The following is a 21,853-nucleotide window of genomic DNA, read 5'->3' as shown; positions in this document are numbered from 1 at the left end:
GTTTTGCCAGTAGAAGCTGTTTAGTGAATTACTGTAATGTAAAAATTGGAGGATGAACACATGTATTTACAAGCTCGTGCTCGAAGAATTGAACTTAGAACCGGAAGGTTTAATATCGACAATGGAATGAAGGCGTGTTTGGAAAGAACACTTCAAGCTATACCAGGGGCTCACCTTGATTGTCTACAGTATATACAAATCCGAGATCGCAATGACTACGCGGGGGGTAGCACTAACCGCGCAAGGAACATATGGCCGACAACAAGGCCTGGCAGTCGAAATTATTGGATCATGTTAGATATTGATAGTTTCGACCCTGTACAAAGACCCATTAATAATCGACCCAATGGCCTTCATTACACACTTTTACACGAGATAGGCCATGTGGTTGATTGGTCGACAAATAATTTTAGATGGATTAGGCGCAATGATAGAGTGGGCTACCATTTGATAAACGCACGACATCACTCTAGTCGGTTTACTAATCATTCACAGGAAAAATTCGCCGATACATATGCTGACTTGTTCTTTTATCCGCGGGGCAGAAACCAACAGAGAGATCGTTGTATAGAAGTAATTCTAAATTCACCAGCATTTACTGACCTTCTATCCTTTGTACGCTTACCAAACGGTTGGCATTTATCTCCTGCAAATCATTAGCGCTTATTAGTAAGGCAGTAAAGTATGAGAAATATCCATACATTATCTTGCAAATCTAGCCTATTTTACGAACTTCATGCTTGGGCGTTTATATTTAAATAATCCAGTATATGATGCAATTGATAATACCTTAAATAAAAAGAATGAATGGAAAGATAATATTGTGGCTAACTTAAATTAAAAACCCATGTCTATTTAAATATTTGGTCAATTATATTATTTTATAATTGACTACATTAAAGTGACTGAGGGAATAGTTCTTCTGACTGCTTGGCACAAAAGTTAACATCTCGTCAATAAAATTTCCATTTAGGTTTAATTGCATCATTTTCTTATTAAAACAACTATTTATTATTTAAAAAATGAAGCATAAAACTCATGGGCTTTACTATTATCGTTCGTCGGTGTTTTTCTGATGTTAGTATTTGGCGTTTAGACAATTGTACTAAGTATAAAAAAGAGTCGTTCACGATACGCCATTATTCATAGATAAATTCTACAAAATAAAATAAGCATTCCATACACTATTATCTTGAGTGCATCATTATTCTTAATATCGCGTTTTTGGAAAAATAATTTTATAAAAATGCTATAAAATTAGCATCTATTTTGTCACTTTAAAACTTCTTGATAACGAACTAGTTATGATAATGTTTTAGATATCGGCAAATGCTGACAAAAAAATAATAATTAAAGTCTCATCTCAAAAAATATGAAATGGAAGTAATCTGCATGGAATTATCAGTTTAAAAGTTAAATAAGAACACCTGCTAGAACATGTTAAAACGGTAATGTCATCAAGTTATCTGCTTTTTGCCTGTGCCTGCGAAAAGCTTTTATTCATAAAAAAAGAGGATTTTAAAGAGTGAATACGCTTTTACACGATATAACATCGCAGCATTTTTTTCTCTTGTCGCGAAAGAAATACGCCACAATAAAAAACTTATGTGCGGTTGCAGGATTGTTATTTGCCCACGCGAGCAATGCCACAGTGAGCACCCAACAAATTCCTTTACCACCCGACTCAAACGAGCCAGAATCCATATGTGGCAGCACCATTGACTACCAAGATGTTGAGCAATACGACGGTACTTTGGGGCCATCCATCGCTTTTGTTAATCAACACCAAGGCCCCGTTGGTCAATTGCAATGGGATAATAATTTATCGGCCATCTACAATGATCCAGGTAACGTGCAAAACGTTCGCTGGTGTTCTGGCACCTTAATTTCAGCGAATTTATTTTTAACCGCCGGTCATTGTTTTGATGTACAAAACAATGATGGTTTTGGCTGGGATTTTCCCATTGATAATGCAACCGGTGACGAAATTACACCTCAGGTCGCTGCGCAGCGAATGCACGTGAATTTTAACTATCAAGAAGACCCTAACGGAAACCTGCGTACGGCAACTGTAGTGGATGTTGTGGCCATGCACGAATACCGCTTAAACGGTTTGGACTATGCCGTACTCGAGCTCGTCGGCAGTCCCGGCAACCAATTTGGCTCAACCGCTATTTCCACCAATGCTCCAGCTGTCGGCGATGAGCTGAGTATTATTCAACACCCAGCAGGTATCCCAAAAGTTATTGAGGCTGGCAATTATGAAGGACTCGCGACGAGCGGCGGTCTGACAGGCTATATGCGCTATTCCGACCTCGACACACAAGGTGGCTCCTCCGGCTCAGGTATACTCAATGAATTTGGTGCTATCGTTGGCGTTCACACCAACGCAGGATGCAGCGCGACCGGTGGTGCAAACCATGGTGTACCGATGGATGTGATTGTTGCTGCATCACCCATTTTAACCGACATCCTCGACGACGCACTCTACGATTTCGGTGACGTTAATTTGTGGGTTGCTAGCTATGGCCAAAATGCCGGCGGCTGGAGAACAGATCGACATCCAAGAATGATGGCGGATGTTAATGGCGATGGTTACGAAGACATTGTCGGCTTCGGTAATGCGGGAGCTTATGTGTCCCTGTCCACAGGTGTGGGCTTTACTAGCCCCAGCCTTTGGGTTGGCAGTTACGGTTACAACGCCGGCGGCTGGCGTGTGGAGCAACACCCGCGGATAATGGCGGATGTCAACGGTGACGGACTGGCTGACATCGTCGGCTTCGGCAACGCAGGTGCCTATGTCTCATTATCCACTGGGTCAAATTTTACCGCACCCGCATTGTGGGTCGGTAGTTACGGTTACAATGCCGGCGGTTGGCGAGTGGGTCTGCATCCTCGCGAGATGGCGGATGTGAATGGCGATGGACGTGCAGACATTGTTGGCTTTGGTAATGCCGGGGTTTATGTCTCACTATCAACGGGATCCGGATTTACTAACCCATCACTATGGGTTGGCAGTTACGGTTACAATGCCGGCGGCTGGCGAGTAGATAGACACCCCAGAATCCTGGCCGATGTGGATAACGACGGACGCGATGATATCGTTGGTTTTGGCAATGCGGGGGCTTATGTTTCGCTTTCCACAGGTTCTGGGTTTTCAGCTCCCTCGTTATGGATTGGCAGTTACGGTTACAACGCTGGTGGCTGGCGAGTGGATCAACATCCGCGTGTGATTACTGACGTGAATGGAGATGGACTCAAAGATATTGTGGGCTTCGGCAACGCTGGTGCTTATGTTTCATTATCCAGCGGCTTCAACTTCTCGAGTCCTAGCCTATGGGTTGGCAGTTATGGCTATAATGCTGGAGGCTGGCGAGTGGATCGACACCCAAGAATACTCGCCGACGTTAACGGTGACAATCGCGACGATATCGTGGGCTTTGGCAATGCCGGCGCGTATGTCTCACTGTCAACGGGCTTCGGCTTTACATCACCACAACTAGGACGAAATAGCTTTGGCTACAACGCCGGTGGCTGGCGAGTTGATTTACACCCGCGCTTTATGTCGGACGTGAACGGGGATAGCAAAGCGGATATCGTCGGCTTTGGTAATGCGGGGGCTTCTGTTTCGTTGAGTAATTTTCCCTAATACTTTCACATAAGAGTTATTGGCGGGCGAGCGGCGATGCTGCTTGCTCGCTTAATATTGAGCCACTGTTATAAAAATTCTCTTCTCCCAGACTGCACCAATCCGAACTCATCGAGTTTTGGGCCAAATATCTACAAAAGTGGAATGATGTGAAATAACAAACAAGGAGCACCATGCGATTTACTATTTTACTTATTTGTCTTGCTTCAATGAACACTTTTTCACTGGAATGTATTCAGAAAGAAGAAACACCAGAGTTAGCTTGGGAAGATGCTCACAACGTGTTTATTGGATTTCTGATTCAAGCTGAATATACACGTCATCAAAATGGATCATCTGAAATAACGTATAAGTTCAAAGTTGAAAAAAATCTAAAGGGTGACTCTAGTTCAGTATTGATTGCTCGCACAGAAGGAGCCGAATACCAGATCTTTCAACTAGGGCAAATCTATGCTGTGTTTACTGATTCTCTAGATAAGATAGATTTATGTGATCCCAATTATGAATTCCACTATAATTGGGAAACAGGTGTAAACTATGGAAATTCAAAAAGAGAAAAAGATCTGATAAATTCTCTGATTAGACTAAGTGATGAAAATCTTTAACAAGGCAATCAACTTAGTATTTGGGCGTTTGAAAATTTGATAGAGGATTGAAATAAAAATGTCGGACTACCCTGAAGCACTTGATCATATGCTGGCTGCATGGAATGAACCTGACCTTACAAAAGTCCGAGGTTATCTCGAAAAGGCACTTAGTGCTGATATTCGATTTGTTGATCCCACCATAGATGTGACGGGGATTGACGGTTTTGAGGGTAATGTCCATGATGTCAAATCAAAAATTCCAGGAGCCGTATACTCTCGTACCAGTGGTCTGGATTCTCAGCATGGGTTTTATCGCTACCACTGGGCAATCCATCTAAATAATACATTAATTCTCTCTGGGTTCGATGTGGTAGAGATAAATGAAGAAAAGAAAATATCATGTGTCATTGGATTTTTCGGTGATATCCCTGAAAATTAAGGCCACCAATACATTTGGTAGCTATCTAAAGTCTAATTTGATTTTGTAAAAAATTTCAAATTCGAAAAAGTAGTAGTAACTACCAATAATGATAAAGCTTTCACGAACTTTAAATGGAGCTTTATGAGTTATAATAACGACTGCGAATACATATCCCTAATTCCTAGATTAAATATTAAAGTACAGGAAGAAAGTGTTATTCATATCAAGATGTTGATAACAGTATTGTCTCCCAAAGTTATGATCAAAGAAATAAATTTTTTATTTCAAGGAAAGTACCCACTGGTACCTAACTTTTTATGGCCCATAACAGGCTAGTTAACTACGGACTTTAACTATTTATAACATCAACTCCTTCAAAAACTTGACGCTTTTGCCGTTGGTACTCAGAAGGCGAGCAACCATAGCGTGCTGCAAATGCGGTACTAAAATAGCTCTGAGAGGAAAAGCCTACATCAAGTGCTACGTTAGTAATACTTGCTCCATCAGCTAACATATCGGCGCCTTTTTTCAGTCGAAAGTTGCGAACACATGCAGGGATTGTTTCGTTTGTGAGTGCCTTCACTTTGCGTTGTAATTGTTTTTCTGTAATTGCTAAGGCACCACTAATCACTTTTGCGTTAACTTGATTTTCATAGAAATTATCTTCCAGATAGCGATATAGATTATCTAGAAACACTTGATCTCTCTGACTAAAACAGCTGCGTTCGCAATCACTTTTATCATTGTCTGCTTCTCGATGTTCAATTTTTGATGTTATCGCTTTGAGACTAAAACGCTGGGAGAGAAGATGGCGAATACTCAAAATATTATCGCAACGTATTAGTAACTCTTCGGCATCGAAGGGTTTTTCAATATATTCGTCTACATTTTTGCGCCAAGCTGCGTGCCGCGTTTCCGGGTCGCCTTTGGCAGTTAGTAAAATAATGGGGATATGTGATGTGAGTTGGTTGCCTTTTATGGTTGCGGCAAGATCGAGGCCATTAGTACGGGGCATCATCACATCACTAATAATTAAATCTGGAATCTCCTTGATTGCTAATTCAATACCCTGTTGGCCATCGCAGGCATAGAGACAATGGTAATGGCGATTGAGATAGTGGCCAATGTAAGTACGCATGTCCTCATTATCCTCCACAATGAGTGCGGTACCTTGTTTCTCGATAACTGTTTCTGGTTCGGTAGAAAATTGTTCTTCATTATTGGGAGGCGTTATTTGTGTCAATACTGCAAATTCATTTTCACATGCGGTGGATTGTAATCGAAGCTGAGTACACGTGCTTGTCGATGTAGCTGCAGGGAAAATCAAAGTGAACGTACTTCCCTGGTTAGGTTCACTTTCAACCTCTATCTTACCGCTATAGCATTCCACTAACTCTTTAACTAGTGCTAGACCAATACCGGCACCGGGCACAGGTTTGTCTAAATGGTTTTCCAAACGTGTAAAACGCTCAAAGATTCTAGGCTGTTGATCTTTCTCCATGCCAATACCACTATCACTAACAGATATAGTTACCATATTATCATTGACTTCGCCAATAACATGAACTTCACCACCTTGCGGTGTATATTTGAGTGCATTTGATAGTAGATTGATAATAATTTTTTCCAAAGCTTCTGGCGATATCACTATCCATATATCTGTGTTTAGTTGTGTAGTGCAAGTAATTTTATGTTCATCAAACAGGGGAGACATACTAGTCAGCAAAAATCTTACCACCGCGCTCGCTTCGATAGGCTCTTCTATCGTCTCTGTCTGCATATCAATACGAGCTAAATCAAGTAACTGATCTACCATTCGTAAAAGGCGAGTTGCATTTTGATGGATGCGATGAAGTGTCAATTGAGTATTTCCGTCGCTTGTACCAGCAGCTAGCTGTTTTAAAGGGCCCATAATTAGAGTGAGTGGCGTTCTAAATTCATGTGAAACAGAAGAAAATAAAAAATTCTTCCGCTCCAACAACGTTTCTTTTTGCTTGAGGAGTTCAGAGATTGCCAAGTTTTTATGTTGAATTTCTTGTGTGCGTTCAACGATTTTTTGTTCAAGTAATGTGGCTTTTATGCTTATTGCCCGTGCCCTAAATATTAAAAACCCAACAATCAAAATTGACAGACTTAATAAGATAACAAAATTACGTATGAATTGTTGACGCTTAATATTGCTTTCGTAAAGAGCGTTTTGTCCTTGCAAAATTGCCAATTCTTTGGCTGTTTTCTCGGAATCAAATTCCGCCTGCAATCTGGCAACATAATCAGTGTTTTTCTTACTACTTAGCTCATCGTGAATACGAAAGAAGCTTTCGTATGCCGCCAGCGCTGGGGCATAGAGGCCTTTTTGTTTATATATTTCGTAGAGTAAATAATGCGCTTTTTTAATGTTGTTACGTCCTTTTTTCTCTTCGGAAAGTGTTAAAAACTCCTGTGCATAAGCTAACGCATCATTCAATTGATTCTTTTGTAGATGAGCACGAGCATAACCTTGGGCAAGGTATATATCGATTTCGATACTGTTAAACTGACGGACCAAATTTTTAGTACGCTCAAAGAAGTCAAACGCTGTGTCAGGATTATTTAAATGCAGTTGAGCAGTACCTGTGTTAACCAGTAACAACGCTTTTTCTTGTGGCGCTTCAATATCTTTTAGTACGCTCAAACCGGAATCTAAGGATTGAATTGCGTTCTGATAATCGCCTTTTATGACTTGAATTTCACTAATATTATTGTAAGCAAGAGCAACGCCGACTAAGTTCCCGGCTTTTAACTTTAAATCTAGACTGCGCTGATAAAAAGCCAAGGCCTTGTCATAATTCTCTAACATCTGATGGAGTATGCCAAGATTACTAATAGGACGGGAAAGCTGCTCATTATCACCTACACGTTCTGCATAATCGATCGCCTTTAAGTAAAATTGAATCGCTTTATTGTAGTGACCCTGAATTTCTTCAAGTACGCCCAGGTTATTTAATGCAGGAGACATCTCTTTATAGGCGCCGGCTTGTTCGCGCAACTTTAATGAGGCCTCAAAATGCTTTTTAGCTTCATCGAGATTACCACGATACCAGCTTAGAGCACCCAGGGTATTAAGGGCGCGCGCTTGTTCAAGTACTAGTGTGTGGTTGGCTGCCATATGCAGGGCTTGTTCAGCATGACTAACTGTCTTCTCGTACTCACGTTTTTGGAGGTGTGCAATTGCTAACGTGTTCATAACGCTGACATATGTCGGGTTGTGTGGTGTCTTTTGGAGTTGTGTCAGTGCAATTCGTGCATAACGCAGCGCTTGATCCGCATCGGATTGCCGGAGAGCCAGGGCAATTTCAGCAGCAACTTTCGCACGCTTTATATCGCGGCTGTCGGTAAGACGTGATTTTAGGTTTTCTAATGTCTCCTCAGCATGTACTTGAAGACAAAGAAGAAAAATAAAAAAAATTAGAAAAGAAGTATTTTTGGCGCGGCAATTAACATTTCCCTTTAAGTACATGGCTATTCCATAAAATTTCCCATAATAGGCATATGATATTAATATCCTGGGTGCTATCCATCAACAGTTTCTATATGCTTGTTTCCTATAATTGTGAAGATAGTAGCGTAGAAACTTGCTTAGCTAGACATATTAAGGGTGCCCTGCCCCTTCGTCGCATAAAAAATACTACTGAAAATGGTGCTTGGCACATTTTTCAACATTAAAATGAAGAATTATTTATACCACTACAAATAAAAATAAAAGTGAAATAAAGCACCCTTTATAAAGGCGCTTATAAATTGCAGAAACATTAGGACTGCTGATATATTAACCCGACTCAAATCCAATATAAACTTGTTTAAAAGGATGTTTTATATGTCAGTTTCTCTTCCTACAACCCCCGGTGGGCCATTTATTGGCGGCTTCCGCATTCCGATTCGGCACTTAAAACAAAAACATGACAATGATTGTTGGGCTACGTGTTTAGCAATGATTTTCCGCTGGAGAGGTGTCGCTATTACCTCTGACGAAATATTTACAAGAGCGCCAGAATTTATACCCGGTGGCTATCAATATGGCCAACAAGCCACGAATGCAGAAGCTAATCGAGTTGCAAAAAAATTGACAGATGGGGCTATCTCCTTTTCTCCAATCGATAATCCAAAATCAAAAAATGCCGATTATTGGATGCAACATCTAAATAAATATAAACCTGTGTTAACGTCAATTAACAACCATGCTCGTGTACTTGTAGGATACAATGGAGCGGGTCAGCTATTAATACTAGACCCTGATCCAAGGAAAGATTCTAACCAACAACCTGAAATCATTGGTATTGGTGTTATGCAAAGGCTCTTAATGTCAGCCTGGGTGATGGATTAAATACTAATCATAATAACAAAACACAAAGACGACTAGATGAAAATACTCTTTTTATGCCGTGTATTATTTCTTCGTAAGAAGAATATTTATGCTTTTATTTATTGTTTATAAAGAAAGATACAATAATAGAATTGCCCACTGTACTGTCTACCTTATGTTTTGTCTCTTTAAAAGAGCCGAATATTAAAATACAATCGACTGTCTTAGGGAGCTAACACAGTTGATGTAGCTTCTGTAATTAAACTATAAATAATTCGGTTGTCACTTTAAGCAATTATTTGTTCTGTAGTATGGTGATGATATTTATTATAGCCAAGTAATAAATAGTTTAGCTCCAACAAACCACTCAATGTTTTCAGAGATGTATTAACACAAAAGTATTCTTATCTAAATATGAAAATAATCCGATTAACCACCAAAATACATTTATATTTATGTCTATGAAATCTAAGCTTATAGATATTTCTGGAATTGGACTTTGTTCTTCTATGGGAGGATATCAAGATGCTTGTGCAGCATATCGAGCAGGGTTGAATCGTTTTAGTGGCCATGAGTTTATGAAACTAATGTTTGCTGGTGAAGAAGAACCAGCTCCACTTACGGTTGCTGGGGTATCCACCCTTTATGGGTATGAAAGTATCGGACGCACAATTAAATTGTTTCAACAGGCCTATAAGGACTTGCTGAATAATAGAAAAAAACCGTTGCCAGAAAAATTTTCGATATTGATAGCACTACCAGAGCCAGAAGAGAGAGAAATCGAGCTAGACGTACCCTGGTATGCCAATAGAACGGAAAAGCTAAAGTCCTACATGGATACTTTGCTCCCCACCCTGTTTAAGCAGTTGAGTCCTACATTCAGCGAAATGCCATTTCAAATTGTTTTTGGTGACCGCCTAGCCTTTCCGCGTATTCTACAAAAAGCGCAGGATGCATTGGAAAGTGAAGATACTGAGCACTGTCTACTCTTTATTGCAGATAGCTTACTCGGCAAAGAGGACTTAGATTTTCAGCTTGAACACAATATGATCAAAACTGCGGATAACCCTGTGGGATATATTCCAGGAGAGGGAGCAGCGATGCTTCTAGTGAGCACTGCAACCGAGCGCAGTAATGTGTCAATGTCGGTGCATGTACTTATGGATAAAACAACTTTTGATTATGATGACGAAGCAGCTGAACGGGAATCTTGGATGGGTAAAAAACTCTTTGCTCTATATGAACAGTGTTTACCAAAAGAAATGGAAGCTTATCCTGAGTTTATTATTGACCTAAACGGTCAAGAGCATCGTGCACAGGAATATGGTATGTTGCAGGTTATGCTTAAGAGTCGTTACCCTGATATACCATTGCCAACAGAGCAAGTTCCCGCTTTAGGATTTGGTGAGTTAGGTGCTATGGCAGGACCAATCGGGTTAGCAATTATTCTTGCTAGTATTGAACGAAAATATGCTAAACAACGACATTTTATCATAAGCTTATCCGAAGATAGTGGCCGACGAGCGCTGATTAAAATAAGTGTTTAGTGAAGAGGGTATTACATGGGCTATGTACAAGACCAATTACAAGAATATGCTGGTAGAAAGAGAATTAGAAAACAAGGAGGGAACCCTGTTAGCCTTCAAGATCTAAAACATAACCTTAGACTAGAAGTAGAGAAATGGGCTAAAGAAGAGAATAAAAAACAAGAGAAAAACCCTCCACCTGAAGACGAAAAAGATAAACAGGAGCATAGTCCATTTTTAGGTGAATTAAAGGCTGTATTGTGGAAAAACTCTCTTTATCGTAAGAATACCGCTGAAGGATTAGATGGTCGAGGAGGTAAAGATAAAGTTTTTAAAGTAGAAAAAAGTTTTATGGAAAAAGCCTATGAAGATTTCCCTAAACTTATCGATGTTTTTGTTGACTATTATCCCTATGGGGCGATGGCATGCAACTTTAACACAGAAGCTAAATACAAGGGCAGTGAAAAGAAGGTAACCAAAAGGGGCGGCGCCACCAGAACCCAAAGTAAAAAGAAAGGTAAAAATGCTAACTGTACGATGCCTTATAAGTGGAACGCCCATCATATGATTCCCGGCAGCGCCTTTTATTCTACCTATGTGGTTGACGGCAACCCTGTAGAAATCTTTACCCAGGAGCAATATTACCTTTTACTAATGTCAGACTACGATGTCAATAATGGCAATAATATGATCCCTCTACCGGACGCTGGGTGGGATTTCTTTCAACCTGTACACAAAATGCTGCTACATCCTTCTGGCCACCCCAATTATACGAGGCATGTCCAAAAAAAACTGAAAGAAATAGCAAAAAAGCTAGATCAAATTAAAGGCGATGCCGACAAACCACACCCGAATGTTAGTGTGAAAGTGGCTAAAGATATAGTTAAAATCGAAAACAAATGTTGGAAGTTACTGCATCAAATCGGCGAAGAAAACGTCACTGCTTATGTAGAAAAACGTAAGGCAGTATTGACTAAAGAGCAGGCTGCTATGGTGGGTGATAAATCCGGCGGCGGAAATTTAATATAATAGAGAGAGAATAAATAATGAAATATTGGGTAATAAAACCGTCAGGCCCCTCTGATGCTGCATACCTTTCAGAGGTATCTTCAAGCATGCCTAAAGCCTATAAATTTGATAAAGGTATTAGCTTGATTGACGAATATCCCGCCGCAGAAAATTGTAAAATTTATTATGACCCAGAATATCCTGAAGGTACTCAGCTGTATGGTTTCTTAGATAATATTAACGATCTTCTTATTGTAAACAAGGAAGTAAAAAAGATATTTGAAGATACAGGAGTTGACAGTATTGAATACTTGCCTATCTGGTTATGCGATCACAAACATGAAGTATCGTCAAAGGATTATTTTATCTGCAATGTTCTGAGCAAGGTAGACATTTTTGATATGGAAGAATCTGAATATGATATGAGTTCTCTAGACGAAAGCCAAATTGATGATGTAGACAACATGGTTGTTGATTATAATGCAGTACCAGAAGATGCCAAAGTCTTCAGAGCATCTAAAATGTTAGTGCAGATTTTTATTAATGATGATGTGAAAGACGCATTAGAAAAAGCGGGTGTTGAAGGCTTTGTGGTGAAAGATGCTGAAGGCTGGAATGGCATCTAGATTACGTCGGGAAGTTGCTATAGCTGGGGAAAGAATATATGTTAGATTTTAATCTTAAAGGTATGCAAACTAGCGCCGAGTTCCAGCTACAGCAATTAGCTAGTGGAATAGTTCTCGCTAGTGACTGGCGGGATTTTCGGGATGAAGTCCGGGAAATTTGTGATTATTTCTTAATACTGTCTGTAGGTTCAATATACATCAATGTTAAGCCGGCAATGTTCTTTGCCAATTTATACCGATGTGCAAATAATTGGCTACGTTTTATCTCCACCAGTCAAGGATATTATAATAAGAAACCCTTACTAACCTATAATGCGCCACTTATGGCAGCAGTTATTGTTGGTAACAATACACAACTTTTCGATATTGCAAAAGTGTTACCACAATCACCTACCCCAAAAATAGAGTATGCTGATAACTTCCACTTAAGCTGGCTTTTTTTATTATTAGCACAAAATAAATGTGTGCTTACTGCAGAAATAGAAACTCATCTCAAAGCTTACGAAAGCGCCTGTGAAGACGCCACCAAACTAGAAATGTTTAAAGTATTACTTGGCTTAGATGAGCTAAGTATGAATGACTTTTGGCCTTTATTTGAGACGGCGTTGTATGAGTATGATGAAGCAATAGAAGTAAAAAGCTCATCTGCCGCTACTTGTATTACACAGTTTATTGCTCATAGATATGTGTGGCTAGAGGGGTTAGCATTCTTGCATCTTGCTTTAGCAAAAGAGGTGCCCCTCCCTTTTAACAATACAAAATACTGTCCCGATGAGGCCTTAGAAAAAATACCAGACGATTTCTATTCTGAAGATTGGCTAATAGTCCCGCTTAAGCACTAATGAATTCTGGTCGTAAGAAGATACAAGATGTGTATTAAAGTGAAAATAATTCACCAGGCCAAATAGATAGCTTATCTATATTTGTAAACAATTTTCTTGATACAATGGCGTGTTTATTCGTCTTTAAGCTATCAAGATATATTAGGGGCAGATTATGAACAGAAATGTCATCTCACTATTATGCTTATTTTATCTGGCTGGATGTGACAATGCATCACATGAAAACTCAGAAAATTTACTCCCGCAATCGGGAGTTGAAGTCCCACAGGCACCATCCTTAACTAGCGAGGCTGCAAGTAATTTGGCTCAATTGCCGATGAATTGTATCACTGTGGAATACCCTAATAAACTTAATCAGGTACTTGGTAGCAGTCAGGATTTAGCATCGCCAAAGCAACTACACCCTGCCTTTTATGGCTGCTTTGACTGGCATTCGGCAGTTCACGGGCATTGGTCATTAGTTTCTTTATTAAAAAAATTTCCACAACTGCCCCAAGGAAAAAAAGCGAGAAGATTGCTAATAAATAGCTTATCGCAAGAAAATATAGAAAGAGAAGTCGCATACTTTAACAGTGAGCATAATAAAAGTTTTGAGCGCACGTATGGATGGTCTTGGCTATTAAAGTTAGCGTTAGAGTTGCGTACATGGGATGACGATATTGCAAGCAACTTATCAGCAAACTTATCGCCATTAACTGAAAAAATCATCGACTTGTATCTACAATTTTTACCTAAGCTGGTTTATCCAATACGTGTTGGGGAGCACACTAATACGGCATTTGGTTTGGGTTTCGCCTTAGATTATGCTAATGAAACAGAGCATGGCGAGTTAAAATCGCTGATAGAGCAACGTGCTATCGATTTTTATGCTGACGACAAAGCATGTCCCCTATCTTGGGAGCCAAGTGGCTTCGACTTTTTATCTCCATGTTTAGAAGTAGCAAACCTTATGCGTCGAGTATTACCTGCCGATCGATACTTTCTATGGCTAGAGAGTTATTTGCCGCAGCTAAGTGATAAGAACTTTGATTTACCTGTGGGTTTAGTTAGCGACAGAAGCGATGGAAAACTAGTACATCTTGATGGTCTAAATTTTAGTCGGGCATGGAACCTATACGCGATAAGTAGATTTGCAGCTCTACACAATAAAGGTGACACATACCAACATTTACAGCATCTGGCTAATCGCCATATGCAATATTCTCTGCCTAATTTAGTAGATGATTCTTATGAAGGCGGTCATTGGCTAGCTTCATTTGCTATTGAAGCTTTGAATATCATGGAGCAATAAATTAAACCAATTTACTATAGTAAGCTTATTAGTTTTTACATAACGAATAAGTACATAACACTTTATTATTGTGAATTAGAAACTGAATTTTAGTAATACTATAATTTTTGATAAATTAACTCTTGGTATTAGCCTTTTGTGTACCAATATGTATCTGAAGAGCTCATCTAATTGTGCTTAATTTTAGAGAGCTCTTTAATCCCTTCTTCGAGAAGGGAGAATTATATTCCAGCAAAGTTTCAGAATAATATGATAATAAATAAGTCTACCCTCATATTATTTACAATAGTTATCGAATTGATAGAAATGTCTTCTTAGACTCTCCGGAAAATAATGCGATAGAAGTAATATAAATATACAGTTTTAATCAATACAGATTAGTGTGGCCTTACCACTTTTTCATTTATTCCTTTAAAAGTATAAAACCCTTACAACATGTAGATCTTTTCTAGATATCATTAAAATATCTAGTATTGTATTTTTTGTTTATTTAAGATCCGCAGCCTTCTAACTATGCTGTATCTAAAGCACTCTATTTACACTACACATTACTACATCATAGTGGCCAGAAGATTTTCCAATATTAGTTATTTTTCCTAAAGTGTCTAAATAATAGCAAATAGGAAAAATACCACCTAATAATACAAATGGTTGAAATTGTGAACTACAAAAATCAAAGAGAAAATTTAAGTGCTCCAATCCGCAATTTTATTCAGCGGCATGAATCGGAAAGTACTCGTTTATTACTTGAGGGTACAGGTCCAAGAGTAACCATGATGATGCCATATCTATCTGGTGTTGGCATGGAAGTACTTGAAAAATTTTCTGAGATTCATGTTTTCTCAGGTTCTACTTTTGCATATATAAATTATATCGCATTTGAGAAAAACCATTACCTACATCCTCTAAAAACATATTATGGTGGTCTCGATAAGGCTATTCGTTATGCTCATAATAAGAGTCGATTTCAGCCTTTATACCAAATGATAAAGTTTTTGACAGGAAAACCTTTGTACGGAAATTTACCATATAAAGAAATATTTGATTATGCATTTACAAGAGAGTTTCTAGATACACCATTTACTGAAGTTTCTTCTAACTTGGTTCCATATATAGGTGTCTATGGAAAAGATCATCCAGTGGCTTTAACTAAAGAAAATGGCTTTGAAACAGATAAAATCACTGTTGAAGAATTATTAACTATGGCTATGAAAGTTCCTTTTTTATATGGTAGAGCTACAAAACAAGATCCTTATTATGATGCTAACTATTGTAGGAACTTTAAAACAGGCCGTGATCAATTAATTAATTCTGAGGTGAAGACCTTAGCCATTAGTATGTGGAGTAAAAAGCCTAAAGGAAACACTGAATTTATACATGTGTTAGGTGACCAAGAAGTCCCTAAAAAAGTTTTTAGAAATGACATTATGTCGGTTGTTTTGAATTACCCTAACCCTCGGTATGCACAAGATTTATACTTAACTTACAAATAGCAGTAGATAAATGATGACGAACAATGCACCTTGGAATAAAGAATTACCAACTTTAAGAGATATTCAAAAGATAATTCCTTCGCATCTTTTTTTGCCAGACCATAAAAAAGGTTTTTTATTATATTCACAAACAGTTTTTCTATGTGTTTTACTATTTTTGTTTGCCTTATATATCATTCCAGAATTGAGTTCGCCATTTAAGCAACTCGCCTGGCTATTTTATTGGTTTTTCCAAGGCACAATATTCTGGAGTTTCTTTGGCTGGGGCCATGACTGTGGACATAATGGCTTTTCAAAGCATAAGTGGGTAAACACTCTGGTAGGTAACATTACTCATTCTTTTATTCTCATGCCTTATGAAAGCTGGAAAACTACACATAAATTGCATCATATGAATGCTGGAAATATTGACAAAGATGTTAATTATCCACCGAAAAGGAGCAAAAAATTAATCAAACGTCATTGGATAGTAGGATTGTTAGGTATCGCTCATTTTCTTTATTTATGTGGCCTTTCTACTTATAGAATAAATCACTTTAATCCATTTGGCGATGTGTTTAAAAACAATCGCCGTGACGTAATAATATCATTACTTGTTTGGTTCGTGTTTTTTTGTGCTGTTATCGCATCGATATTCATTTTTGGCTTTATCAATGTGCTTGCATTCTACGGTGTTCCTTTATTTGGGTATGCAACTTGGCTCGTCATCTCATCATTTCTAAATCATGCTGATCCAAAAGTGCCATGGTGGGGAAACAAGACTTGGACATATATGAAAGGAAATATTTTTTCTGTTATTGATGTTTCATATGGACGTTTCCTTGACTACCTTGTGCAAGATAACGGCCTGCATCAAATTCATCATTTATTCCCTCATGTTCCTACTTATCATATGAAAGAGGCTACTGCACATTTTAGAAGACATTTTCCTCACTTGGCAAAAGACCGTACTATGGCGGTATGGCCGGCATTTTGGGAATACTTAAAGAATTTTCGTGAACAGAAAGTTTTACATGATGACGTCGATGTATTTTTCTATGATGACGGAAAAGGTCAAGATTCTATAGAGGAGGAATATCTTGCCAAAGGTTAAATTATTAACAGACGATATTGAATTTGAAGTTGACGCTGGTGAATCTTTAATGGAAGCCTGTGAAGATGAGGGCGCATCCATTCTATTTGGTTGCAGATCCGCAGGGTGTGGTGTTTGTCTTATCAATATCACTAAAGGCTTAGATAACTTGAACGAAAAATGCCATGATGAGGTAGCATTGTTAGAAGCTTTAGGGGCAAGCGAAAATAATCGTTTATGCTGTAAAGTTATGGTAGAAGGTGATATGGAGTTTGAATTAGCACTTTAGTAGAAAATAAACAATCACTCTTTTACATGCACTTTACTTATTAAGATGCTCAAATTTAAACCTCTAGTACTCTCGATAGCGAGAACATTAAAAAAATAGTCTAATGTTCTCCTTCGTCTTTTGTTATTTATAGCGAATGCCTTCAAAGGCAATATCTACGTTACCTTTCACGGTATTTAATCCGAATCTCTCTGGTACCGGAAATCCATTAGGAAATACGGCTTTACGCATGATTACGGGATTAATATTGACGCCCTTATCTCCTATTCGGATATGCTCACGTAGGTCTGAAATAACCTCTTTAGGCCCGCTGACTTAAGGCTCTCAGCCATTTCTTTTCAAAAAGGCGGGCATAGCCCTACTTACCTTGGCAAATGAGGAAGGCTTTTTATCGGTTGCAGCATTTTTATAAAAACTTAACCACGATAGACTATCGTCATTACGAATTTTCATAAATAAGAACCTCTTTTTTGTAGCCTTTTCAAGTAGAAAGTTCTATTGCTCTTTTGTTATCTCTACCATGGCCACGCTAAAAAGTGGTTAAATAGATTTTGTGTATACATCTGAAACTATAACAACGAGGAAATTTCCAAGTTTCTTAGACGTGCATAAAGTAATGTTTAAAATCGTTAATTTAGATTAGTCTTTATTAATTATGTGTTCTAATTAGGCCTTATAAAATTCGCTTGGACTCTTGCCATAGAGTCGTTTGAACTCTCGTGCAAACTGTGTGGTGCTATTGTAACCACTATTAAATGCTGCCTGCTGAACCTGATAACCATTCTCTATGATTAGGTTTCTTGCATGGCTTAATCTCAGTTTTTTTAGATACTGTGTAGGAGACTGTTTAGTGATATCCTTAAAAACTCTGTGAAAGGTTGACTCCCCCATATGCACTTTATTTGCTAACTCAGAGATGCTAACTTTTTGTTTAAAGTTCTGATGCATCCATTTAAGTGCATTATCAATACGGGATAGCTCTGCTTCCTTTGCAGTGAGATTATAAAACTCTTTACCCCTATTGTTGATAAATACTCGAAATAGCAATTCTCTAACGGTTTGGCTTCCTATCACTTCACTCGCAACGCTGTCTGATAGTATGCTTAATAATCTAAATACAGTATTCTTGATATCATCAGATACCGGTGATACAAACAAGCCCCTTACTGAATTCTGAAAATCAATGTGTGTTAATGCATCGGTTTTATTCAGCTGATATACGATCCCCTCTAGCATACTCAAGTCGATATCAATAGTAAGAGCTAGGAATGGTTTTTCACTAGATGCTCTAACTTCACACTCAGCAATAATAGGCACAGGCAGTACCAAATAATTTTGGCTATCATAGATATACTTTTCCCCTCCGAAATAGATAGTTTCAGCACCTTGGATAACAAACACGATTCCTTGTGCATATGAAAGGGGAAGGCGTGATTGACTTTGGCTGATTCTAAAAATCTTAACCCCTTCTATGTTAGTTGAATTGAAACTTTCTTTCTCAGCCAGATTTTTTGTAAGTGTTAGTATATTTTTCATCAATAATAAACTTTATATTTCCTTTATAGAAAGTATATTGATGGAATTGAAATAGCTCAAGAAGAATGAGAGTTTTAGGCAGGAATACAATAGTATTGTGTCTGTTGTGTTACAAAATGCGGCTTAAAATATCGCTTTCAATGATTAAAAGCAATATAAACTTAACACAACTTAATTGAACTATAGAGAATATTTATGACTTTGAAGAAACATATAAGCTTGTTTACTTATGCGTTTGTTACATGGGCAATTTTTTATATTATCGGCTTACCGGATTATTATCAAAGCTGGATGTTTGAGACAAAAATAATTATTTGTATTTTAGTTACTGGGTTATACTTTCCTGTTACGTCACAATCACTTAAGAAGTTTTGGAATAATGGCCATCACTTCAAAAACTCGTTTTGGTTGGCCTTGTATCTTACTCTTCCCCTTTTTATTTTCGACTATTTACTATTAGGTATATATAAAGGACTAGGTATAAAATTTGTTTTTCCTTACTGGTATTTAACATTTTTTTATTTTTCATTCTGGGTTCAATTTCCATTGATTGGTTACAGGATGAGCAAGAAATATTGATACTGTTGCTCTATCATTTTGACACTCAATTGTTTGATATTTAAACTGGAAGACGCATACTATATTACAACATTGATACTCTTTATTAGAATTGCCCATTATATCTACAACACCTCCAGTAAACACTAACTAAGCAGATCTCGAACTATATTAGAATTAGAAATGTGTAAATATTAAATGGCCTGAATTACTATTATTGGCACAATAATAGATTGACATAGACCATATACAATTATTTGTATCTATCAATAAAGTGTAATATCGATTGATAACTGCCATTTATACGTCGATGAATGCCATCAACTGATTCTTAACACAATCCTAAAGAATTTTTTCTATTAATAGATCGTTCAACTGATTAAATAATAACTTAGCATCTGAATATAATCAGTTTATTTTATAGGTTTTGTATAAAGACGAGAAGATAAACCATTTTCCATGTAAATTTTAGTAGCGTTATTTTTGAAGCAACTCGTTTGATTATTAGTTAATATGTTATTAATACAAGCATTATATATTTCGCTATAAATGATCATTAAAATTTATAAATAAAATGTAAAAACTGGTAATGGCTTAACAAGGAATATAAAGTAAATTTGATCAAGATCAATTTATTTTTAGTTATAGAGTCATTTTGGAGATTTGATTAAAATCAAATTACTGTTAATAATGGATTGATGATAATCAAGAAATTAAAATATTTAATACGTTAATTAAAAATTAATAGAATTTAAAATGAAGAATAAAATTTATAGGTGGCAACAAGAAATCAAATAGGAAAATTTAGCAGAAGAACTTTTCAATAATTATTTTCACTTAACGGGCAAATACCTGTTGAATATAAGCGAGATATAATTATGATGATTTCGAATCAATTAAAAAACACTCAAGCAACTGTAGCACCAGCAATTAGGTTAACTGGTGGAACTATGGTAAAGCATAATTTTACCGCTCAAAGCAAAGCTTCAATGTTAGATCCACAAGCACGTAGAGCATCACAGAGTGATATAGAAAAAGCAGATAATTTGGATAGAGTATTAAATGATCCCTCGATGGCAATACTTCGTAACGCAGCAAGCAAACTTGGTAAAAAAGCAGCTAAAGCCGCAGCAACTACTGTCAAGAATAAATTGACTTCACCTGGGCCACATTGGACTGACGTACCTGCCGAAGCTCATAGGCAATCGGAGAAGCATAGAAAACATATGAGCCGACCACAACATAACTCTCACTATACACACACAGACAGTACAGGCACACGGCATTATAAATACGATAATTCTAGCTCTTCTTCGAAGAGAAGATAGATAATTATAGTTTCAAAATATGAGTCGTCTCTAAACTAGAGATAGACTCATTACTTTCCCACTATATTTAAATAAAGATAAGTTAACATAGAAATAATTGTTGGAAATAAAAAATGAATAATGATGTGATTTTTCGTGAGCTCGGCGATCGCTTAGGTGTGGAAATGTCATTTTATCACGGGGCTACGGTGCTTAGCGATAACGATAATGATGGAAGAGAGTTTTGGTTTGAATTAGCCTGTGATGATTCCCTATTAATTATGCATACAGAAATTGCTAGCGCCGCTGCTGTGGCTGGTTCAAATGAAATACGACAATGGTTAACACTCAATACTCGCCCTGATATTATGAAGGGTGCATGGTTAGGGATAGAAGCTAACTCCAAGTCACTGCGCCTTTGTAATTCTACAATCTTAGACATTGCTACCTCGGAAAAAATTGAAGAAGTTTTTAAAGATTTTTCAGCATTAACGGAAAAAGTAGATGATGAGGCGAAACGTCTTATAATCAATTAATGATGTTAAAGGTTTTTAATTTTTATTAACTAGCTACTTTATATAAGGGTAGCTTTGATCAGCACTTCAAGCGTTGAAAATCTATAGTGGTATTCACTCAAATAGATAAATATCAGTATTTATCTATTTGAGTGAATACTACTCGTACGCTTGCTAAATTTTTTTGTTTTGCACTATTAAATATATTTTATTTAATAGTGCACTTTTCCATATTTAATTAGCATGAGGCATAACTATGAAAATCCCGTTACAACCAGCAACCATTCAACGAACCACAGCACCTGCAGTTAAACTTACCGGTGGAATTATGGTAAAGCCAAACTTTACCGCACAAAGTAGACCTCCGATGCTGGATCCACAGATGGCTAAAGCATCAAAAAATGATCTAGAACAGGCATACAACCTAGATAAGCTGCTAAATGACCCATCATTAGCAATGCTTCGTCAGGCTGGTAAAGCTGCTAAAAAAACTGTGGAAAAGAAACTTACTAAACCTGGACCACATTGGACTGACATACCTGCTGAAATTCATAAACGAACAGAAAAAGAGATAAATAACAAAAATAGAAGACAACATAATCCTCACCGTACAGGTACCGATAACACAGGAGCAAAAACCTATTCTTATGATAATACGAAGTCTTCGCATAGGAGATAAGCAGAAATAATTTCCAGTAGTGAGCCTAACCTAAAGGTAGGCTCATTATTTAATTAAATTGGTGAGAATAAGCCCATACAGTTTTATCAAAAAAATTATCTGAAAACCGTATGAG

General features: G+C 37.5%; 19 protein-coding genes. 16 read left to right on the top strand and 3 right to left on the bottom strand.

Annotated features, from left to right (window positions below):
• Nucleotides 1-60: 60 nt before the first annotated feature.
• From BVC89_RS28430 to BVC89_RS28415, 4 genes are all read left to right on the top strand, one after another.
• A complete protein-coding gene (locus tag BVC89_RS28430) occupies nt 61-660 on the top strand; it encodes a hypothetical protein (protein ID WP_103654342.1) in 600 nt (199 codons plus the stop codon).
• 865 nt (nt 661-1,525) lie between these two features.
• Nucleotides 1,526-3,649 carry an FG-GAP-like repeat-containing protein gene (locus tag BVC89_RS28425; protein WP_103654341.1) on the top strand — a complete coding sequence of 708 codons (2,124 nt, stop codon included), beginning with the start codon at nt 1,526-1,528 and terminating at the stop codon, nt 3,647-3,649.
• A 173-nt stretch (nt 3,650-3,822) separates the two neighbouring features.
• The gene (locus BVC89_RS28420) at nt 3,823-4,254 is read left to right on the top strand and encodes a hypothetical protein (RefSeq protein WP_103654340.1); all 432 of its coding nucleotides are present in this window, start codon (nt 3,823-3,825) and stop codon (nt 4,252-4,254) included.
• A gap of 58 nt (nt 4,255-4,312) precedes the next feature.
• Nucleotides 4,313-4,675: a hypothetical protein gene (locus BVC89_RS28415; RefSeq protein WP_103654339.1), complete on the top strand. Its 363-nt coding sequence runs from the start codon at nt 4,313-4,315 to the stop codon at nt 4,673-4,675.
• A 331-nt stretch (nt 4,676-5,006) separates the two neighbouring features.
• Here BVC89_RS28415 and BVC89_RS28405 read toward each other — a convergent pair whose 3' ends face one another.
• Entirely contained in the window at nt 5,007-8,153 is a 3,147-nt protein-coding gene (locus tag BVC89_RS28405) for a tetratricopeptide repeat protein (RefSeq protein WP_103654337.1), read from the bottom strand.
• 357 nt (nt 8,154-8,510) lie between these two features.
• On the opposite strand from BVC89_RS28405, the gene BVC89_RS28400 reads away from it, so the two are divergent.
• The 9 genes from BVC89_RS28400 to BVC89_RS28360 all read left to right on the top strand — a co-directional run bounded on the left by BVC89_RS28400 (nt 8,511) and on the right by BVC89_RS28360 (nt 17,143).
• Nucleotides 8,511-9,017, top strand: coding sequence for a papain-like cysteine protease family protein (locus BVC89_RS28400; protein WP_158658186.1), 507 nt, complete (start codon nt 8,511-8,513; stop codon nt 9,015-9,017).
• 440 nt (nt 9,018-9,457) lie between these two features.
• Nucleotides 9,458-10,543: a hypothetical protein gene (locus BVC89_RS28395; protein ID WP_158658185.1), complete on the top strand. Its 1,086-nt coding sequence runs from the start codon at nt 9,458-9,460 to the stop codon at nt 10,541-10,543.
• Nucleotides 10,544-10,558: 15 nt separating this feature from the next.
• Complete coding sequence (locus tag BVC89_RS28390; protein WP_103654334.1) at nt 10,559-11,551, top strand: AHH domain-containing protein; 993 nt, start codon at nt 10,559-10,561, stop codon at nt 11,549-11,551.
• A gap of 17 nt (nt 11,552-11,568) precedes the next feature.
• The gene (locus BVC89_RS28385; RefSeq protein ID WP_103654333.1) at nt 11,569-12,156 is read left to right on the top strand and encodes an imm11 family protein; all 588 of its coding nucleotides are present in this window, start codon (nt 11,569-11,571) and stop codon (nt 12,154-12,156) included.
• A 38-nt stretch (nt 12,157-12,194) separates the two neighbouring features.
• The gene (locus tag BVC89_RS28380) at nt 12,195-12,998 is read left to right on the top strand and encodes a hypothetical protein (protein WP_103654332.1); all 804 of its coding nucleotides are present in this window, start codon (nt 12,195-12,197) and stop codon (nt 12,996-12,998) included.
• 154 nt (nt 12,999-13,152) lie between these two features.
• On the top strand, nt 13,153-14,289 hold the full coding sequence (locus tag BVC89_RS28375; protein ID WP_103654331.1) for a DUF2891 domain-containing protein: 1,137 nt from the start codon (nt 13,153-13,155) through the stop codon (nt 14,287-14,289).
• Between the two features lie 659 nt (nt 14,290-14,948).
• Nucleotides 14,949-15,782 (top strand): hypothetical protein, encoded by an 834-nt coding sequence (locus BVC89_RS28370; protein WP_158658184.1) that lies wholly within the window; start codon nt 14,949-14,951, stop codon nt 15,780-15,782.
• 10 nt (nt 15,783-15,792) lie between these two features.
• On the top strand, nt 15,793-16,875 hold the full coding sequence (locus BVC89_RS28365) for a fatty acid desaturase (protein ID WP_103654329.1): 1,083 nt from the start codon (nt 15,793-15,795) through the stop codon (nt 16,873-16,875).
• On the top strand, nt 16,862-17,143 hold the full coding sequence (locus tag BVC89_RS28360; protein ID WP_103654328.1) for a 2Fe-2S iron-sulfur cluster-binding protein: 282 nt from the start codon (nt 16,862-16,864) through the stop codon (nt 17,141-17,143). The genes BVC89_RS28365 and BVC89_RS28360 overlap by 14 nt, the downstream gene beginning before the upstream one ends.
• 324 nt (nt 17,144-17,467) lie before the next feature.
• Here the strand turns inward: BVC89_RS28360 and BVC89_RS30650 are convergent, their stop codons facing one another.
• Nucleotides 17,468-17,596, bottom strand: coding sequence for a hypothetical protein (locus BVC89_RS30650; protein WP_281261010.1), 129 nt, complete (start codon nt 17,594-17,596; stop codon nt 17,468-17,470).
• Nucleotides 17,597-17,809: 213 nt separating this feature from the next.
• On the bottom strand, nt 17,810-18,679 hold the full coding sequence (locus BVC89_RS28355) for an AraC family transcriptional regulator (protein WP_103654327.1): 870 nt from the start codon (nt 18,677-18,679) through the stop codon (nt 17,810-17,812).
• A 1,436-nt stretch (nt 18,680-20,115) separates the two neighbouring features.
• Here BVC89_RS28355 and BVC89_RS28345 point away from each other — a divergent pair.
• The 3 genes from BVC89_RS28345 to BVC89_RS28335 all read left to right on the top strand — a co-directional run bounded on the left by BVC89_RS28345 (nt 20,116) and on the right by BVC89_RS28335 (nt 21,738).
• Nucleotides 20,116-20,565 (top strand): hypothetical protein, encoded by a 450-nt coding sequence (locus tag BVC89_RS28345; protein ID WP_103654325.1) that lies wholly within the window; start codon nt 20,116-20,118, stop codon nt 20,563-20,565.
• Nucleotides 20,566-20,678: 113 nt separating this feature from the next.
• Nucleotides 20,679-21,080, top strand: a complete 402-nt coding sequence (locus BVC89_RS28340) for a CesT family type III secretion system chaperone (RefSeq protein ID WP_103654324.1) — start codon at nt 20,679-20,681, stop codon at nt 21,078-21,080.
• 235 nt (nt 21,081-21,315) lie between these two features.
• Entirely contained in the window at nt 21,316-21,738 is a 423-nt protein-coding gene (locus BVC89_RS28335) for a hypothetical protein (protein WP_103654323.1), read from the top strand.
• Nucleotides 21,739-21,853 lie beyond the last annotated feature (115 nt).

The sequence above is a fragment of the Agarilytica rhodophyticola genome (assembly GCF_002157225.2).
GTDB classification, from domain to species: Bacteria; Pseudomonadota; Gammaproteobacteria; order Pseudomonadales; family Cellvibrionaceae; genus Agarilytica; species Agarilytica rhodophyticola.
This window is presented reverse-complemented; position numbering and strand designations above follow the sequence as displayed.

Bases quoted from the DNA above. Each gene is read 5' to 3' on its own strand.
- BVC89_RS28430 (WP_103654342.1), top strand. From the start codon at position 61: ATGTATTTACAAGCTCGTGCTCGAAGAATTGAACTTAGAACCGGAAGG.
- BVC89_RS28420 (WP_103654340.1), top strand. From the start codon at position 3,823: ATGCGATTTACTATTTTACTTATTTGTCTTGCTTCAATGAACACTTTT.
- BVC89_RS28415 (WP_103654339.1), top strand. From the start codon at position 4,313: ATGTCGGACTACCCTGAAGCACTTGATCATATGCTGGCTGCATGGAAT.
- BVC89_RS28405 (WP_103654337.1), bottom strand. From the start codon at position 8,153: ATGTACTTAAAGGGAAATGTTAATTGCCGCGCCAAAAATACTTCTTTT.
- BVC89_RS28400 (WP_158658186.1), top strand. From the start codon at position 8,511: ATGTCAGTTTCTCTTCCTACAACCCCCGGTGGGCCATTTATTGGCGGC.
- BVC89_RS28395 (WP_158658185.1), top strand. From the start codon at position 9,458: ATGAAATCTAAGCTTATAGATATTTCTGGAATTGGACTTTGTTCTTCT.
- BVC89_RS28390 (WP_103654334.1), top strand. From the start codon at position 10,559: ATGGGCTATGTACAAGACCAATTACAAGAATATGCTGGTAGAAAGAGA.
- BVC89_RS28385 (WP_103654333.1), top strand. From the start codon at position 11,569: ATGAAATATTGGGTAATAAAACCGTCAGGCCCCTCTGATGCTGCATAC.
- BVC89_RS28380 (WP_103654332.1), top strand. From the start codon at position 12,195: ATGTTAGATTTTAATCTTAAAGGTATGCAAACTAGCGCCGAGTTCCAG.
- BVC89_RS28375 (WP_103654331.1), top strand. From the start codon at position 13,153: ATGAACAGAAATGTCATCTCACTATTATGCTTATTTTATCTGGCTGGA.
- BVC89_RS28365 (WP_103654329.1), top strand. From the start codon at position 15,793: ATGATGACGAACAATGCACCTTGGAATAAAGAATTACCAACTTTAAGA.
- BVC89_RS30650 (WP_281261010.1), bottom strand. From the start codon at position 17,596: ATGAAAATTCGTAATGACGATAGTCTATCGTGGTTAAGTTTTTATAAA.
- BVC89_RS28355 (WP_103654327.1), bottom strand. From the start codon at position 18,679: ATGAAAAATATACTAACACTTACAAAAAATCTGGCTGAGAAAGAAAGT.
- BVC89_RS28345 (WP_103654325.1), top strand. From the start codon at position 20,116: ATGATGATTTCGAATCAATTAAAAAACACTCAAGCAACTGTAGCACCA.
- BVC89_RS28340 (WP_103654324.1), top strand. From the start codon at position 20,679: ATGAATAATGATGTGATTTTTCGTGAGCTCGGCGATCGCTTAGGTGTG.
- BVC89_RS28335 (WP_103654323.1), top strand. From the start codon at position 21,316: ATGAAAATCCCGTTACAACCAGCAACCATTCAACGAACCACAGCACCT.